Raw genomic sequence first — 15086 nt, forward strand, 5'->3', positions numbered from 1 at the left:
TGCGGCCTCCCGCAGCGGCTCGATTCGTTCCTGTCGTAGACCGCTTCTAAGCTGGGCTTCTCGTGTCGATGAGACCTGGGACCTGAGACCGACACGAACACTTCAAGAGGGGACTCTGTGGCCACGCACGCCAAACTCACCTTGCCTCAGTTGGAACGACACCTGTTCTCGGCGGCTGACATCCTGCGCGGACGGATGGACGCCTCCGAGTACAAGGAGTACATCTTCGGGATGCTGTTCCTGAAGCGCGCCTCGGACGAGTTCGAGGACCACCAGCGGCAGGTGGTCCAGGAGCTGCTGGACGACGGTCGCACCCCGGAGGAGGCCGAAGAGCTCAAAGAGGACGATGTCTTCTACGAGGGTGTGTTCTTCGTTCCGAAGGAGGCACGGTGGGAGCGGCTGCGCGACAAGGTGCACACCAACGTCGGCAGTGAGCTCAACAAGGCGCTGGAGGCCCTGGAGGGAGCCAACCCCGAGCTGGAGGGTGTGGTCCAGCACATCGACTTCAACGCCACCATCGGCAAGACCCGCCTGTCCGACAGGTCTTTGCGGGACCTGATCAAGCACTTCAGCCAGCACCGGCTGCGTGACTCCGACTTCGAGTTCCCCGATCTGCTGGGTGCGGCCTACGAGTACCTCATCGGCCGGTTCGCTGACTCGGCTGGTAAGCGCGGTGGTGAGTTCTATACCCCGCGCGCGGTGGTGCGGATGATGGTCCAGCTCGTGGACCCGCAGGAACAGGAAAGTGTCTACGACCCCACGGCGGGATCGGGCGGAATGCTCATCATGGCCAAACAGCACATGGAGGAGCAGGACCGCAACCCGCGTGACCTCGCGCTGGCCGGGCAGGAGCTCAACGGCGGCTCGTGGTCGATCTCCAAGATGAACCTGCTGCTGCACGGTATCCCCGACGCTGACCTGCAGAACGAGGACACCCTCATCAACCCCCAGCACGTCAGTGACGGCAAACTGGACCGGTTCGAGGTGGTGCTGGCCAATCCTCCGTTCTCCCAGGTGTTCCAGGGAGAGGAAGCCCAGTTCGCCGACTCCCGCTACCGCTGGGGCCGGGTCAAGGATGGTTGCAAGAAGGCCGATCTGATGTTCCTTCAGCACATGGTGGCGGTGTTGACTGACGGGAGTGGCCGAGGAGCCACCGTCATGCCGCACGGTGTGCTGTTCCGCGGTGGTGAGGAACGCCAGATCCGCACTGAGCTCCTGCGGGACGACTGTATCGAGGCGGTCATCGGTCTGGCACCCAACCTCTTCTACGGAACCGGTATCCCGGCCTGTGTGATCGTCTTCCGCGCTCCGCGTAGTAAGCCTGAGCAGCGCAAGAACAAGGTGCTGTTCATCAACGCTGACCGTGAGTTCAAGGCGGGCAAGGCCCAGAACTACCTCCTGCCCGAGCACGCCGAGAAGATCCTCTACGCCTACCAGAACTTCGCGGACATCCCCGGCTACTCGCGGGTGGTGGACCTGGAGGAGTTGAAGGAGAACGATTTCAACTTCAACATCCGCCGTTATGTGGACAACGCTCCGCCGCCGGAACCGCAGGACGTGTACGCCCATCTGCACGGCGGGGTGCCGGAAGCGGAGATCGCTGACCGTGCGGAGGACTTCGCCCGCATCGGTTTCAGCGCTGATCGGACCCTGATTCCACGCTCGCAAGGCGCCGATGCCGAACACGGGCCCTACCGGGATTTTGCGGAAGGACTGACGCGTGCTGATCTGGCCGCCCAGGTGTCTGGGGACACGGGTGTGCAAGCCAAACGCGAAGAGCTGATCAAGGCTCTGGATGAGTGGTGGGAGCGTCAGGGTGAGCTTGTGGTGGCTCTGCCGGAGACCAAGCATCTGATGAAGGTGCGCCGGGAGCTGATCAACAGCTTTGTCGAGGCGCTGGAGCCAGTGGGCTCGCTGGACCGGTTCGAGACCACGGGTGTGGTCGTGCGCTGGTGGGATGGGATCCAGTACGACATGCGGACCCTCGCAGAGAATGGGTTCGGTGAGGTGTTGGACGGGTGGATCACCAGCATCGAAGATGGTCTGGAAGCCACACCGCCCAAGGACCCAACCGAGCACCGGCTGGTGAGGGACTTGCTTCCGGAGCACCTGGTGAAGCTGGCTGAAGCGGAGCAAGAAGCGTCGAAGTTGGACGCTCGGATTAAGGCAGCTACCCCGGAACCGTCGGAGACCGAAGATGACGCCGGTGTTGAGGAAGACGACAGGGAGGGCTTCGAAAACTCGGCGGTGATGAGTGAAGCCGACCTGAAGAAGCTCAAAAAGCAGCGTACCGAGGCCAAGAAGACGGTCAAGTCGCTGCGGGAAGACCTGACCGCAGCACTGCGCATGGAGCGGCAGGGGATGGATAGTGAAGAGGAGCGCGCGTACGTTCTTGAGTTTGCCAAACGTGAGTTGGTAGAAGAACTCAGGGAATATTCCGAGCAGCAGCGGAGCGTGGTCGTGGCTGAGTTGGAGCACTGGTGGGACAAGTACCAGACCTCGTTGGATCAGTTCGAGGATCGACGAGAGCAAGCTGAGGCCAAGCTGAGTGGGTTCCTCAGGGGGCTTGGATATGTCTGATGTTCTCCCTGAAGGGTGGGTCAAGCTGACATTTGGGGATATCCTCTCGCATCGAAAGATGATGGGAAGACCTGGGGAAGATCTTCTTTCAGTGACGGCGAAGAGCGGTGTCATTCGTCAATCTGAATCGGGTAGGCGAGACATCTCCAGTGGCGATAAGAGCTCGTACAATAAAGTTTTTCCTGGGGATATCGTCTACAACACCATGCGTATGTGGCAGGGGGTCTCTGGGGTAGCCGGATGCTCGGGAATCGTTAGTCCTGCCTATACGGTCTGTGTGCCGAATAATCTGGTGCATGCGGATTTCCTGGCCTACTTGCTCAAGCATCCGAGATACGTGAATATGTTTCGTAGGATGTCTCAAGGGCTGGTCAGCGACACGTGGAATCTTAAGTTCTCCCAGTTTGCTCAACTCGCTGTCCTTCTCCCTTCCTTGTTGGAGCAGCGGAAAATCACTGAGGTGCTAGCTGTTGTAGATGAGAGTATTGATGGACATCAAGCGATGATCGGCAAGCTGGAAGATGTTCGCTCTGGTGTAGTTGATAGCATTTTTTCTGAACACAATTATTGGCCTTCTGGTGAACTGAAGAGCTACCTAGCTGCGTTGCCAAAGAATGGGTTTAGTCCGTCTGAGGTAGATGATTGGACTGGTGTTCGTGTTCTTGGCCTCGGCTGTTTGACGCATGTCGGCTTCGTTCCTCGTCAGCTTAAGAATGTTCCAGCAAACTTCGTGAGCGTTTCTTCGTCTCTGCTTGAAGTTGGGGACCTCTTGATTTCTCGGGCCAATACTCGTGAACTTGTCGGCCTGGTGGGTCGATATGAAGATGTGGGTGGGCCTTGTCTGTATCCTGATCTTATGATGAGGCTCAAGCCGAACGAAAAAATCGACCAAGGGTTCCTTGAGGCCTCTCTGCGTCATTCTTATGTGCGTCGGCAGATTATGGCGAGGGCGGTCGGTACTTCGGAGAGCATGGTGAAAATTAGCTCTGAAATTGTTCGGAGTTTGCGTATCTCCGTTCCCTCGCTTGAGAGGCAGCGCCGAATTTTGTCAACCATTAAGCCTCATGCTGAGCGGATCGCGGTTGAGCAAGCGCGTCTGGAGAAGCTGCGCAAGCTGAAGGCAGGGCTCATGGATGACCTGCTGACTGGGCGGGTGCGGGTGAACCAGCTCAAGGACCTTTCGGTCTGACGTCTGAAGCTTCGAACACGGGTGTGGCCCGGGTTGGTGTCCCGGGCCACTATCGGTTGTGTCAACTAGCGGAGCGTGCGGGTGAGGGGCGGCCGTCGCCAGGGGGCGTGGCGACGGGGCGTGGGCACCTTGGTCGGGTAGTTGCTCGGCTGGATGCGCTCGATCTCGGCAGCCAGAGCCTGCGGGCTCTCACCGCTGATCAGCACCATCCGTCCGGTGTGGGCCGCCCAGTACTGGCTCGTGGAGTTGCCGTGCCAGATGGTCCACCCTCGCTTGCGGTAGGTGGCTTGCAGTCGGCGCAGGTGAAACGCAGGAGAGCCTTCCACGGTTTCCAGAGTCAACCCCGGTCACCGTCCTCTCCCGACTTGATCCCTCCGGTACCGAGGACGGTGAATACCCGCCTCAGCTCGTCCGGGTTCGCCGTCACGATCAGCTCGGGCTGACCGTTGACGTTGGCCCGGGTGCTGGTCGCGGTGAAGCAGGGGTTTCCGAGCTCGCCGCTGAGCTCGCAGATGAGAAAGTCCGGGAACTCCGCGCGCAGGCGTCGGATCACTTCGCTGGGGTGCAGCTGGTAGCCGGTCACGGTCATCACCGATCCCAACGGAGCTCGAAGAACATGCCCGGGCCCCGCCCCGACTCGAAACGCCCCCACCGGGAGGCGAGGGCGTTGATGAGCAGCAGGCCGCGGCCGTGCTCGGCGTTCAGGTCGAGGGAGACCATGGGGATCTCGGGGCTGTTCCTCTCCACATCCCGGACTTCCACCCGGAGCCATCCGTGGAAGAAGAACGCCCGGACGAAGTAGTCACCGGTGGACTGGTCGGCGCGCGGCGTGTGCAGCACCTGGTTGGTGGCCAGCTCGGAGAGCAACAGCAGCGCGGTCTCGCGATTCTGCTCGGGGACAGCTGCCATGTTCAGGCGGCGCCCGAGCCAGTCGCGGGCCTCCCCGACACTCGTGGGCTGTCCGGAGAACCGGAAGGAGCAGCGCCGCAGCGGCGGCCGCAGGCTCCTGCTAGCAGGGGAAACGGTACGGTTGACCATGAGTCCTCACCTGGTGTCTCAGGTTGTGGGCTAAGGCCCTGGTCGAGTGAGGCAAACACTTCGACCAGGGCCGCTTTGCGTTCAGCCCTCCGACAGTGCGTGCATAGCGCTCTGCATTATGCACTGACTCATGTCTACTACACTCCGTTGCCGTGCACCAGGGTTTCCGTGAGACTGGTCACTGAAGATGCTCAGAGGGGTGCGAATGCCGCAACGACGCAAGAAGACTGTCCGTGGACGAAGGCTGTCCATGGAGTTGAAGAGGCTGCGAGAAGCGGCTGGGCTCTCGGGCGACCAGGTGGCTTCTCGTTTGGAGTGGTCGCAATCCAAGGTCAGCCGTATTGAGACGGGGCGAATCGCTGTCAGCACCAAGGACCTGCGTTCGCTGCTTGTTCTCTACGAGGTGCCGGAGGATGAGCAGGAGAGGTGCCTTGAGCTGGCCAAAGGGGCGAACGTCAAAGGCTGGTGGGCAGCTTACGCAGACGCAATCCCACGGGATTACGCCGACTACATCGAGCTTGAGAGCGCCGCGTGCTCCATCCTCACCTACTCTCCGCAGATCATCAGTGGCATCTTGCAGACTGAGGACTATGCGCAGAGGGTCGTGCAGTCGGCGCTCTTGATATCGCCCCCGGGTGAGGTAACTCGTCGTGTGAGGGTGCGGATGGAGCGCCAAGAGCGGCTGAGTAGCTCGCCCGCCCAGACTCTCTCTGTGATCTTGGATGAGGCGGCACTTCAGCGGCAAGTCGGTGGCCCTGAGGTGATGAAAGACCAGTTCAAGCACTTGTTGCGGCTTGCTGAGCATGCCAACTTCACGATTCGAATACTGCCGAGTGCAGTAGGGGAGCACCCGGCTACCGCTGGTGAGTTCACCATTTTGCAGTTCCCGGACAGTTACGACGCTGATGTGGTTCACGTTGAGGCGATGACCAGTAGCCTCTACGTCGAAGAAGAAGCAGAGGTGTTCCGGTACGCGCTCGCCTTCAACCAGCTGTGTACTCTCGCCCTCGGTCCAGCTGAGTCTGGCAAGTTCATCGCCGCGATGGCTGATGGTGAGAAGTGCTAGGAGCCGGGAAAGGAACTTAGAACATGCTTGCCTCTCAGGGCTCCCCTTCGAACTGGCGTAAGTCCAGCTACAGCGGGAACGGGCCGACCTGCGTCGAGGTCGCGGACACCCTCCATCGCATCCATGTCCGAGACACTCAGAACAGGTCGCTGGGGCACCTCTCCTTCCCCTCCTCCGACTGGACCTCGCTTCTGGGCGCTCTGCGTGATGGAGAGACCACCCAGTAGTCTCGGGCCTGTCGAGAACAGCGCTCTCGGAGGGCCCAGTCCCTCCGAGGGTGCGGGCGTTTGTCATCACCGACCGGCAGAATCCGGGCAACATGGACATGTCGCCCGCTAGCTGAGCCGCCTGTGATGAAAGGTCGCCGATGGACGCCCCCGAGGGTTCTTCCCCCAACCCCTCTGCCCCCTCCTCCGGTCCCTCCGGCAAACAGCCCACCGGGCCCGAGTGGGAGCTCACCGAGAAACCCCTCATCGACCAGCTCATCACCATGGGGTGGACCCTGGACACGGGCCATGGCAAGGGCTCCGGCCGCTCCTCCTACACCCAGACGCTCCTCGAACTCCCGCTCCGCTCAGCGCTGCGCCGGATCAACCTGGACGACGACGGCCGCGAATGGCTCGACGAGAGCCGGATCGAGCAGGCCGTTAGCGCGCTCACCCGCCCCCAGGCGCGCACGCTCATCGAGATCAACGAGGAACTCACCGGTCTCCTCCTCGTCGGCACCGAGGTCGACGGGGTGGAGGGCTGGCACGGCGGCCGCCGCCAGAGCGTCCGGTTCATCGACTTCGACGACGTCGACAACAACGACTTCCGGATTGCCCGGCACTTCGTCCTGGACGGGCCCGGCGCCCCCGGAACCGACCGGATCATCCCCGATCTGGTCCTCTTCGTGAACGGCATCCCGCTGGTCGTCATCGAGTGCAAGTCACCCGACGCCAACAGCCCCATGGCCACAGCCATCGACCAGCTGCGCCGCTACGCCGACCAGCGCTCCGAGGTCCGCGCCAAGGAGGGCAACGCCAAGCTCTTCCACACCAACCAGTTCGTCATCGCCGCCCAGGGCACCAACGCCCGTGCGGCCGGGTTCACCGCCGGCCCCGAGCACTTCATGGAGTGGAAGACCACCGAACCCGCCACCCCCGAACAGGTCGCCGCCGAACTCGACCTCCGCGTTTCCGAGACGTCAGGCCCCGACGCGGCCAAGAACCTCAACGGTCAGCAGACGCTGGTCGCCGGGATGCTCCGCCCCGCGATCCTGCTGGACCTGGTCCGGCACTTCACCCTGTTCATGGAGCCCGGAACCCGGCGGGTCAAGGCCGTGGCCCGCTACCAGCAGTACCGGGCGGTCCACCGCGCCATCCGGCGCATGGCCACCCAGCCCACCCGGCTCCAGCACGGCGAGTTCGACCAGCGCGGCGGCATCGTCTGGCACACCCAGGGCTCCGGTAAGAGCCTCACCATGGTGTTCCTGGTCCGGGCCATGCGCTCGCACCCGCAGCTGACCGCCTTCAAGATCATCGTGGTCACCGACCGCACCCAGCTTCAGGGGCAGCTGTCCGAGACCATGGCGCTCAGCGGTGAGAGCACCAAGACCATCGAGAAGGTCAGGGAACTCGAATCCACCCTGGCCGTCCCCGGCAAGGGTCTGTACTTCGCCATGATCCACAAGTATCGGGGGGATGGCGCCGTCACCCCCGAAGGCTCTGCATCCGATGGCGAAGCGTCGGACGAGGAAGCTCCCGAGACCGGGACCGGCAAGGAGAAGAAGGAGATCGTCCCCCAGTTGGACGTGGCCGACGACTCCACCGACATCCTCGTCCTGGTCGACGAGGCGCACCGCTCCCAGGGGTCGCAGCTGCACGCCAACCTCATGGGCGCCCTGCCCAACGCCGTGCGCGTCGGCTTCACCGGTACGCCCATCATCATGGGCGACAAGGACCGGTTCACCAGCAAGATCTTCGGCGCGTTCATCGACTCCTACACGATCAAGCAGTCCGAGGCCGACGGCGCCACCGTGCCCATCCTCTACGAGGGCCGCACCACCAAGGCCCACGTACGCGACGGCAACGACCTCGACGAGCTGTTCGTGAGCATGCTCGATGCCACCCCCGAGCAGCTCGAAGAGCTCAAACGCCGCTACGCCACCAAGAACAACGTCCTCGAAGCGGAACAGATGATCGCGGCCAAGGCCGCCAGCATGCTCCGCCACTACGTGGACGTCATCCTGCCCAACGGCTTCAAGGCACAGGTCGTCGCGGTCTCCCGCAAGGCCGCCGTCCGCTACCAGGCCGCGCTCCTCGTCGCCCGTGACGAGCTGGTCGCCGAGATCGACGCCCTGCCCGCCGAGCTGCGCACCCCCGAGGCGGCCGAAGACCCCGAGGCACACGGGGCGGCCACCGCCCGGCTCATCCGCGCCCTGCCCCACCGCGACCTCATCGCCCGGCTGGACGCCGCCGCCGTCATCTCCGGCGCGCACAACGACAGCGCGGACTGGAAGGCCCAGAGCAAGGAGTGGACCAACGAGACCAAGCACCGCAACCGCATCCGTGAGTTCAAGAAGCCGCTGCCTCTGGGCACGGACTCCGATCCCGAGAACACCAGCCCGCTGGCCTTCCTCGTAGTCAACTCCATGCTGCTGACCGGCTTCGACGCCCCGGGCGAGCAGATCCTCTACCTGGACCGGCACATCAAGGAGGCCGAACTCCTCCAGGCGATCGCCCGCGTCAACCGCACCGCGCAGGGCAAGCAGGTCGGCTACGTCATCGACTACTACGGGGTCGCCGAACACCTCAAGACCGCGCTGGCCGCCTACGCCGCCGAGGACATCGAGGGCGCCCTGAGCAGCGTCCGCAACGAGGTGCCCCTGCTGCGCGAGCGGCACGAGCGGGTGCGCAAGATCTTCACCGTCCACGGGCTCGACCGGTTCGACACCGAGGAGGAGCGCGAGGAGTGCGTGCAGCTCCTGGCGGACGAGTCCCGGCGGCGGGAGTTCCGCAACGCGCTCAAGGACTTCAACCGGAGCCTGGAGACCGTGCTGCCCCGCCCCGAGGCCCGCGAGTTCGTCCCCGACGCCAAGTCCTTCGGCGCTATCGCCACCCTCGCCCGTAGCCGCTACAGGGAGGGTGACGGGTTCGACCCCTCCCTGTACGGCGGCAAGGTCCGGGACCTCATCGACCAGTACATCCGGGTGCACGACATCCGGACCAAGATCCCGCCGACCGCCATCACCGCGAGCGACTTCGAGAGCAAGGTCGAGGCGCTGTCCTCGGACCGGGCCAAGGCCTCGGAGATGGAACACGCGCTGCGCCACCACATCAGTGAGAACCTGGACCAGGACCCCGAGCACTACGGCAAGCTCTCCGAACGCCTCGACGAGATCCTCGACCGGCTCGACGGCAACTGGGCTCAGATGTACGAGGCCATGCGCGACCTGCGCACCGACATGGCCGAAGGGCGGCAGTCCGACGACACCGGACTCGACCCGAACACCGAAGCACCCTTCTACGACCTGCTCGCCACCACCATCCGGAACGAGGAGACGGGCGAACTGGCCCCGGAACTGCGTGAGGTGCTGGTCGACTTCACCAGGAGCGCGAGCCGTGACATGCGGGCCGCCATCGCCCTTCGGGGCTACGGGGACATCCCGGGCCGGAACCTGCGCAAGAAGATGACGAAGGAGCTGATCAGGGTCAAGCTCGCCGAAACACGCCCCTTCCCCATGGAGGTGGCCAAGGAACTCGGCCCCCGTCTGGTCGACCTCGCGGAGCGCAAGTTCGACCACGGCTGACCGGAGCCCGAACCTTCCCCGGCGGTCAGCCCAGCCAGGCCTGGCCGCCGAGGACGGCGAGCCGGTCGCGTTGGCGTTCGAAGTCGGGCATGACAGCCCGCACCCGGGCCCAGAACTCGGGGGAGTGGTCCCGAACCGCCATGTGGGCGAGCTCGTGCACCAGGACGTAGTCCACGACGGTGGGCGGCAACTGCATCACCGCCCAGTGCAGGTTGAGCCGTCCCCCCTTGCCCGCCGAACCCCAGCGGTGCCCCAGATCCAGTACCCGCACCTGTTCCGGGCGCAGCCCCGTGCGCTCGCTCCAGGGCGTCAGGCGTGCGGGCACCCAGCGGCGGGCCCGATCCCGGTACCAGGCCACCAGTGCCGCAGCCGGGTCCGGACCGTACGCCACCGAAGGGTGCACGCGGATCCGGCCGCCGTTGAAGTGCACGCCCTCGACCTCGTCGGTGACCTTCAGCCGGTACCGGCGCCCCAGATAGTCGAAACCCTCCCCCGAGACGAACTCCCGCTGCGGCTGCCGTGAGAGCAGCACGTCCTTCTCCGCGAGCTTGTCCCGCACCCAGTGCCGCTTCCGGCGCACCCACTCCTCGACCCGCGCCCACTCGGTCCCCGTCGGCACATGCAGGTGCAGGGCCCCGCCCCGGTCGACCGTGATCCCCACGGTGCCGCGCCGCTCCGAGACGTGGACCGAGAACACCAGCTCTTCCAGTCGCAGCAGTTCAGGCGGGCGGGTAACCAGGGACGCGGGCATGCTGACCAGGCTAGAGCACGTGTGGCGAACCCGCGCGGACCTCCTCGCACGGAGCAGCCGCGACTGATGACAGGTGCGGGCAGGTCACACCCGGTGGAGACGGAGCGGTACGGGACGAGGGGCGCGAGTTTCCCATAAAGCACCTCACGGAGGCGGCCGCGATGGAACACTTTCAGTCGAAACCGAGTTCGAGAAGTGGATGAGGCCTGTGGGCAAGACAAACCGCGATCGTCGCCGCGCCAAGCAGAAGAAGGTACGTGAACAACAGCGGCGCCGTCGAAGCTCCAGGCAGGACGGGCAGTTCGGCACCCTCTCAGAGCGGGAGATGGTACTGGCCGTGATCCGGTCGGCCCTGGCCCACTGCGACTGTGGCCAGTGCCCTGACAACCCTTTGGCGGAGGCCGCTTCGCTGTTGGCACAGGAGACGGAGCCCCAATGGCTGCGGGCGGTGGACAAGACCCTGTTCGGTGAACTCGTCGACGCGGTGGGTCGGGTGTGGCCACGGGGCTGGCAACCCGCCGAACTCGTGCGGCTGACCCGCCGGGCGAGCACCCCTCAGGCCGCGCACCTGGTCACGGACATGGTCATCGCGGAGAACCGGCACCACGCCGAGGCCCGTACAGCACCCGAGTGGGCCGCTCAGGTCCGTGAACTCGGAGAACAGTGGTGGGGAACCGGCGCCGACCACGCGGCGCTGTTCACCGAAAAACACGGCCTCACCCGTCAGGCCTACATCGAGTCGGCCCTCCAAGCCTTGGAGTTCCTGGACGGCCTTCCCGAGATCCAGGTCCTCCTGCCGATTCCGGGAACGGCCCGCCCCGCTCCGGAACAGGCCCGGTCCCAGGCCGATCCCGGCAAGCTCGCCCGGATCCGCGCGTTGCTGGCCAAGGCGGAGGCCACCGAGTTCCAGGAGGAGGCCGAAGCGCTCTCCGAACGGGCTCAGCAGATGATGGTCCGCCACAGCATCGACTACGCCGCACTGGAAGCAGAGCAGGGAACCGTTACGGAGGTGGGCGGACGCCGTCTGCCCCTGGACGCTCCCTATGAGGACCTCAAGGCGATGCTGCTCGACATCGTCGCGCAGGCCAACCACTGCCGAGCGGTGTGGCACAAACACCTGGGCATGTGCACGGTGATGGGCTTCCCCAACGACGTGAACATGGTGGAACTCCTGTTCACCTCCTTGCTGGTCCAGGCCACCACCGCGATGCGGCGTGCCGGTACCGTCCGCGACTCCGGGGGCCGGTCCAGGACCCGCTCCTTCCGCACCTCCTTCCTGCTCGCCTTCAACGAGCGCATCGGAGAGCGGCTCGCCGAGTCGGCAGGGGCCGAGGAACGTAAGGCGGTGGACGAATACGCCCGCGCGGGCACCGACCTGCTGCCCGTGCTGGCCTCACGCGAGACCAAGGTGGAGGAGGCCGTGGCCGAGGCGTTCCCCGAGCTGGAGTCGGCCCAGGTGCGTCGGGTGTCCAGCTGGCGGGGATGGTCCGCGGGCCGGTCCGCCGCTGATGCGGCGAGCCTGCACAAGGGTGAGCGGATCCAGGCCGGCTGAGCGCCCGGTGCGGCGGGTTTGTAGTAGCGGCGCTCTGCGTTCGAGGCGTGCGGTGGAGCTCACCGAAGAGCTTCCGCTCCGTGAGCTCCGCTACTCGAAGTCACGCAGTAGGGCCAGGGAGACCCAAGGTCAGGTGCTCAGCTAGCACACCAGGTAGTCGGCTGTGCCATTCCCGTTCGGTGCAGGGCGGCAGAATCAGCGGTCGTATACGTCACCACGAGGACCAACCTTGATGACCACGACGGTAATTTGACCGTCATCGACGGTATAAACCACCCGGTGGTCTCCGACCCGAATACGGTAGCCGTCTCTGGCCTTCAGCTTCTTGCAGCCGTCTGGTCGGGGAGCGTCAGCAAGGTCGGCGATGGCTGCGACGACGCGTTTACGTATAGGACCATCGAGCCTGCGCAACTCCTTACGAGCTGAAGCCTTGATTTCGACCTTGTAAAGACTCACTCGTAGTCTTCGAACCGGAAGGGAACTGTTTCCTCGTCGGATCGAGCGTGGATCACCGCGCTGTCTGCTGCGTCTTCCAGTTCCTCCAGATACGCTGCGGACACCAGCACCAGGCCGCGTTCTGCGAGCGCTTCGGCAAGTTCGGCGGCCATACCGCCTGGTTCGATGGGTGCAGCTGACATGGTGATTTCTCTCCGTTCGCCGGGCCTCTCCACTCTACGCATGGCTCCTCGGATCGTGAGCTCGAAGAGCGGCAAGACTGATGTGGTTCTGGCCCCGGTGTCGAAGAACGAGCGGTACGAGATGTGCCTGTCGCCGCGAGCGGATCGGCAGGCACATCTTCGGCCTCGATGTTCCTGTGACCTGGGTCTCAGGCGTACCCCTACAACTCCGCCGCCCGCTCTTCTGTGCGCCCCGGCTCCTGATCAGGCACCCCTCATATCGGACAATGGACGGTGATCCGCTCTCTACGCCTCCCCGAGGGGAACCACGCATGCCCACCACAGTGACGGCCCACGTCCGCTATCGGGGCCTGACCTCGCGCGACCTCGCACTCGTCGCCGTGTTCGCCGCGCTCATCGCCGCGCTCAGCGTCACCGTCGCCATCCCCATCCCGTTCTCCCCGGTGCCCATCACCCTCCAGACCCTGGGCATCATGCTCGCCCCCAGCCTCCTGGGCTGGAAGCGCGGCAGCCTCGCCGTGGCCACCTTCCTCGCCCTCGGCCTGGCCGGTCTGCCCCTCTTCGCGGGCGGCCGGGGCGGGCTCGCGGTCCTGGCCGGGCCCTCCGCCGGGTTCATCGTCAGCTGGATCTTCGCCGCCCTGGTCATCGGCCTGCTCACCGACCTCATGGTCCGCAGGGGCAAGTACAGCTTCTGGCAGGGCCTGGTCATCAACGCCCTCGGCGGCATCATCGTCATCTACGCCATCGGTGTCCCCTGGATGGCCGTGGTGCTCGGTGACGCCGTCCTGGCCTCGCTGCTGTCCATGGCCGTCTTCCTGCCCGGCGACATCGTCAAGGCCGTGCTCACCGCCGCCATCGCCGGCGCCGTCTTCCGCGCCTACCCGATCCCGCCCGCGGGCCGCCCCGTCGCCGACGAGAGCGCTGACGCCGCCGCTGACGGCACCGGCACCTCGCGGGATAAGAACGCCTGATGCTCCGCCTCGAGGGGGTCTCCCACTCCTACGAAAGCCGCGCCGTCCTGCGCGACATCAGCCTCGACCTCGCCGAACACCGCATCGGCGTGATCGGGGCGAACGGATCGGGCAAGTCCACGCTCGCCCGCACCCTCAACGGACTCGTCCTACCGGACCGGGGCCGTGTGTCGCTGGGGGAGTGGGACACCCGGCGACACGCCAGGCACATCCGGCGCCGCGTCGGTTTAGTCTTCTCCGACGCCGCCAACCAGATCATCATGCCGACGGTCGTCGAGGACGTGGAGATCGGACTGCGCTCCCTGCGCCTGGGCCGGGCCGAGACCGCCCGGCGGGTCGACGCCGCCCTGGAGCGCTACGGCCTCGCCGACCACCGCGACCACCCCGGACACCTGCTCTCCGGCGGGCAGAAACAGCTGCTCGCGCTGGCCTCGGTCCTGGTCACCGAGCCCGAGGTCCTGGTCTGCGACGAGCCCACCACCCTGCTCGACCTGCGCAACACCCGCATGGTCCACCGCACCCTGGACGGGCTCGACCAGCAGGTCCTCCTCTTCACCCACGACCTCGACCTGCTCACGGGGTTCGACCGGGTCCTGGTCATGGACGACGGCCGGGTGGCCTTCGACGGCGCCCCCGCCGACGCGGTGTCCTTCTACACCGAGCTCATGGACAGCCGACCCCTGGAACCTGGGGCCGACGCCGTCCACGAGCCCGAACCCGGAGCGGCCCCGTGAGCGTGATCGGGCTGTACGTCCCCGGTACCGGGCCGCTGCACCGGATCACCGCCGCACCCAAACTCCTCGTACTGCTGCTCATCGGTGCCGCCCTGCTGATCGCCGCCGACCTCTGGGCGGCCCTGGGCGCCCTCGCCGTGAGCCTGGTCCTGTACCCGGCCGTCGGCCTGCACCCGCGCCGGGCCCTCGGGGTGCTGCGCGCCCTGTGGCCGTTCCTGCTGGCGATCGGGGTGTTCCAGACCCTGTTCGCGGGTGCCTGGGAGGAAGGCGTCCGGCTCTGTGCCCAGCTCGCCGCACTCGTCCTGCTCGCCAACGCCGTCACCCTCACCACGCGCGTGCGCGAGATGCTCGACCTCTTCGAACGCCTCGCCCGGCCGCTGCGCCGCGTGGGGGTCAACCCCGACCGGGTCGCCCTGGTCCTCGCCCTGACCATCCGGTCCATCCCGATGGTCGCCACCGCCTGGCAGGCCGCCCGCGAGGGCTACCGCGCCCGTGGCCTCTCCGGCCGCCCGCACCTGCTCGTGGTGCCGGTGATCGTCCAGCTGCTCCGGATGGCCGACGCCACCGGTGAGGCGCTCGTGGCCCGGGGGATCGACGAGGACACCTCCGCTCGCGAGGACATCCGGCGCCCCGCGGACCCCCGCGCCTCCCGGAACTGAACCGGCGCCACGGGCCGAACCGGCTCCCGAGGGCCGAACCGGCCCCACGAACGTTCCGTTCGCGCTGGCATCCTCCTGAAACACAGCTGTAAGACCAGCCCGGAAGAGCGATACCGAT

The 15086-nt window shown here is 65.4% G+C and carries 15 protein-coding genes; 9 read left to right on the forward strand and 6 right to left on the reverse strand.

Features of this window, described 5'->3' with window-relative positions; translation table 11 throughout:
* Positions 1 to 117: 117 nt before the first annotated feature.
* Positions 118 to 2580: an N-6 DNA methylase gene (locus HNR07_RS33445; protein WP_184370859.1), complete on the forward strand. Its 2463-nt coding sequence runs from the start codon at positions 118 to 120 to the stop codon at positions 2578 to 2580.
* Complete coding sequence (locus HNR07_RS33450) at positions 2573 to 3769, forward strand: restriction endonuclease subunit S (RefSeq protein WP_184370861.1); 1197 nt, start codon at positions 2573 to 2575, stop codon at positions 3767 to 3769. The genes HNR07_RS33445 and HNR07_RS33450 overlap by 8 nt, the downstream gene beginning before the upstream one ends.
* A gap of 65 nt (positions 3770 to 3834) precedes the next feature.
* Here the strand turns inward: HNR07_RS33450 and HNR07_RS33455 are convergent, their stop codons facing one another.
* Genes HNR07_RS33455 through HNR07_RS33465 form a run of 3 tightly spaced genes read right to left on the reverse strand, consistent with a single transcriptional unit; the run spans position 3835 to position 4807 of the window.
* The gene (locus HNR07_RS33455; RefSeq protein WP_312894046.1) at positions 3835 to 4095 is read right to left on the reverse strand and encodes a hypothetical protein; all 261 of its coding nucleotides are present in this window, start codon (positions 4093 to 4095) and stop codon (positions 3835 to 3837) included.
* Positions 4096 to 4106: 11 nt separating this feature from the next.
* On the reverse strand, positions 4107 to 4358 hold the full coding sequence (locus HNR07_RS33460; RefSeq protein ID WP_184370867.1) for an HMG-box domain-containing protein: 252 nt from the start codon (positions 4356 to 4358) through the stop codon (positions 4107 to 4109).
* Positions 4358 to 4807, reverse strand: coding sequence for an ATP-binding protein (locus HNR07_RS33465; RefSeq protein WP_184370870.1), 450 nt, complete (start codon positions 4805 to 4807; stop codon positions 4358 to 4360). The genes HNR07_RS33460 and HNR07_RS33465 overlap by 1 nt, the downstream gene beginning before the upstream one ends.
* Before the next feature lie 250 nt (positions 4808 to 5057).
* Here HNR07_RS33465 and HNR07_RS33470 point away from each other — a divergent pair, with 250 nt between their 5' ends.
* The 3 genes from HNR07_RS33470 (at position 5058) to HNR07_RS33480 (ending at position 9663) form a co-directional block, all read left to right on the forward strand.
* Positions 5058 to 5873, forward strand: a complete 816-nt coding sequence (locus HNR07_RS33470; protein WP_246420615.1) for a helix-turn-helix domain-containing protein — start codon at positions 5058 to 5060, stop codon at positions 5871 to 5873.
* Positions 5874 to 5896: 23 nt separating this feature from the next.
* Positions 5897 to 6100, forward strand: a complete 204-nt coding sequence (locus tag HNR07_RS33475) for a DUF397 domain-containing protein (protein ID WP_184370874.1) — start codon at positions 5897 to 5899, stop codon at positions 6098 to 6100.
* A gap of 140 nt (positions 6101 to 6240) precedes the next feature.
* Entirely contained in the window at positions 6241 to 9663 is a 3423-nt protein-coding gene (locus HNR07_RS33480; protein WP_184370877.1) for a type I restriction endonuclease subunit R, read from the forward strand.
* Between the two features lie 25 nt (positions 9664 to 9688).
* On the opposite strand, the gene HNR07_RS33485 is transcribed toward HNR07_RS33480, so the two are convergent.
* Positions 9689 to 10414, reverse strand: coding sequence for a M48 family metallopeptidase (locus HNR07_RS33485; protein WP_184370880.1), 726 nt, complete (start codon positions 10412 to 10414; stop codon positions 9689 to 9691).
* Positions 10415 to 10622: 208 nt separating this feature from the next.
* Between HNR07_RS33485 and HNR07_RS33490 the strand changes: the two genes are divergently transcribed.
* On the forward strand, positions 10623 to 11966 hold the full coding sequence (locus HNR07_RS33490) for a DUF2786 domain-containing protein (RefSeq protein WP_184370883.1): 1344 nt from the start codon (positions 10623 to 10625) through the stop codon (positions 11964 to 11966).
* A gap of 195 nt (positions 11967 to 12161) precedes the next feature.
* Here the strand turns inward: HNR07_RS33490 and HNR07_RS33495 are convergent, their stop codons facing one another.
* Together HNR07_RS33495 and HNR07_RS33500 are read right to left on the reverse strand one after the other, a co-directional pair.
* Complete coding sequence (locus HNR07_RS33495; RefSeq protein ID WP_184370886.1) at positions 12162 to 12422, reverse strand: type II toxin-antitoxin system RelE family toxin; 261 nt, start codon at positions 12420 to 12422, stop codon at positions 12162 to 12164.
* Positions 12419 to 12574, reverse strand: coding sequence for a hypothetical protein (locus HNR07_RS33500; RefSeq protein ID WP_246420616.1), 156 nt, complete (start codon positions 12572 to 12574; stop codon positions 12419 to 12421). The genes HNR07_RS33495 and HNR07_RS33500 overlap by 4 nt, the downstream gene beginning before the upstream one ends.
* Positions 12575 to 12915: 341 nt before the next feature.
* On the opposite strand from HNR07_RS33500, the gene HNR07_RS33505 reads away from it, so the two are divergent.
* The 3 genes from HNR07_RS33505 to HNR07_RS33515 are packed head-to-tail and all read left to right on the forward strand — an operon-like array spanning position 12916 to position 14968.
* A complete protein-coding gene (locus tag HNR07_RS33505; RefSeq protein ID WP_184370893.1) occupies positions 12916 to 13575 on the forward strand; it encodes a biotin transporter BioY in 660 nt (219 codons plus the stop codon).
* Positions 13575 to 14309 carry an energy-coupling factor ABC transporter ATP-binding protein gene (locus HNR07_RS33510; RefSeq protein ID WP_184370896.1) on the forward strand — a complete coding sequence of 245 codons (735 nt, stop codon included), beginning with the start codon at positions 13575 to 13577 and terminating at the stop codon, positions 14307 to 14309. Before HNR07_RS33505 ends, HNR07_RS33510 begins: the two co-directional genes overlap by 1 nt.
* On the forward strand, positions 14306 to 14968 hold the full coding sequence (locus HNR07_RS33515) for an energy-coupling factor transporter transmembrane component T family protein (protein WP_184370899.1): 663 nt from the start codon (positions 14306 to 14308) through the stop codon (positions 14966 to 14968). The genes HNR07_RS33510 and HNR07_RS33515 overlap by 4 nt, the downstream gene beginning before the upstream one ends.
* Positions 14969 to 15086: the final 118 nt, after the last annotated feature.

The organism is Nocardiopsis metallicus (genome assembly GCF_014201115.1).
Lineage (GTDB): Bacteria > Actinomycetota > Actinomycetes > Streptosporangiales > Streptosporangiaceae > Nocardiopsis > Nocardiopsis metallicus.

Coding starts and splice junctions, on each gene's coding strand:
- HNR07_RS33505 (WP_184370893.1), top strand. CDS start 12,916: ATGCCCACCACAGTGACGGCCCACGTCCGCTATCGGGGCCTGACCTCG.
- HNR07_RS33450 (WP_184370861.1), top strand. CDS start 2,573: ATGTCTGATGTTCTCCCTGAAGGGTGGGTCAAGCTGACATTTGGGGAT.
- HNR07_RS33475 (WP_184370874.1), top strand. CDS start 5,897: ATGCTTGCCTCTCAGGGCTCCCCTTCGAACTGGCGTAAGTCCAGCTAC.
- HNR07_RS33470 (WP_246420615.1), top strand. CDS start 5,058: ATGGAGTTGAAGAGGCTGCGAGAAGCGGCTGGGCTCTCGGGCGACCAG.
- HNR07_RS33485 (WP_184370880.1), bottom strand. CDS start 10,414: ATGCCCGCGTCCCTGGTTACCCGCCCGCCTGAACTGCTGCGACTGGAA.
- HNR07_RS33500 (WP_246420616.1), bottom strand. CDS start 12,574: ATGGCCGCCGAACTTGCCGAAGCGCTCGCAGAACGCGGCCTGGTGCTG.
- HNR07_RS33480 (WP_184370877.1), top strand. CDS start 6,241: ATGGACGCCCCCGAGGGTTCTTCCCCCAACCCCTCTGCCCCCTCCTCC.
- HNR07_RS33465 (WP_184370870.1), bottom strand. CDS start 4,807: ATGGTCAACCGTACCGTTTCCCCTGCTAGCAGGAGCCTGCGGCCGCCG.
- HNR07_RS33510 (WP_184370896.1), top strand. CDS start 13,575: ATGCTCCGCCTCGAGGGGGTCTCCCACTCCTACGAAAGCCGCGCCGTC.
- HNR07_RS33460 (WP_184370867.1), bottom strand. CDS start 4,358: ATGACCGTGACCGGCTACCAGCTGCACCCCAGCGAAGTGATCCGACGC.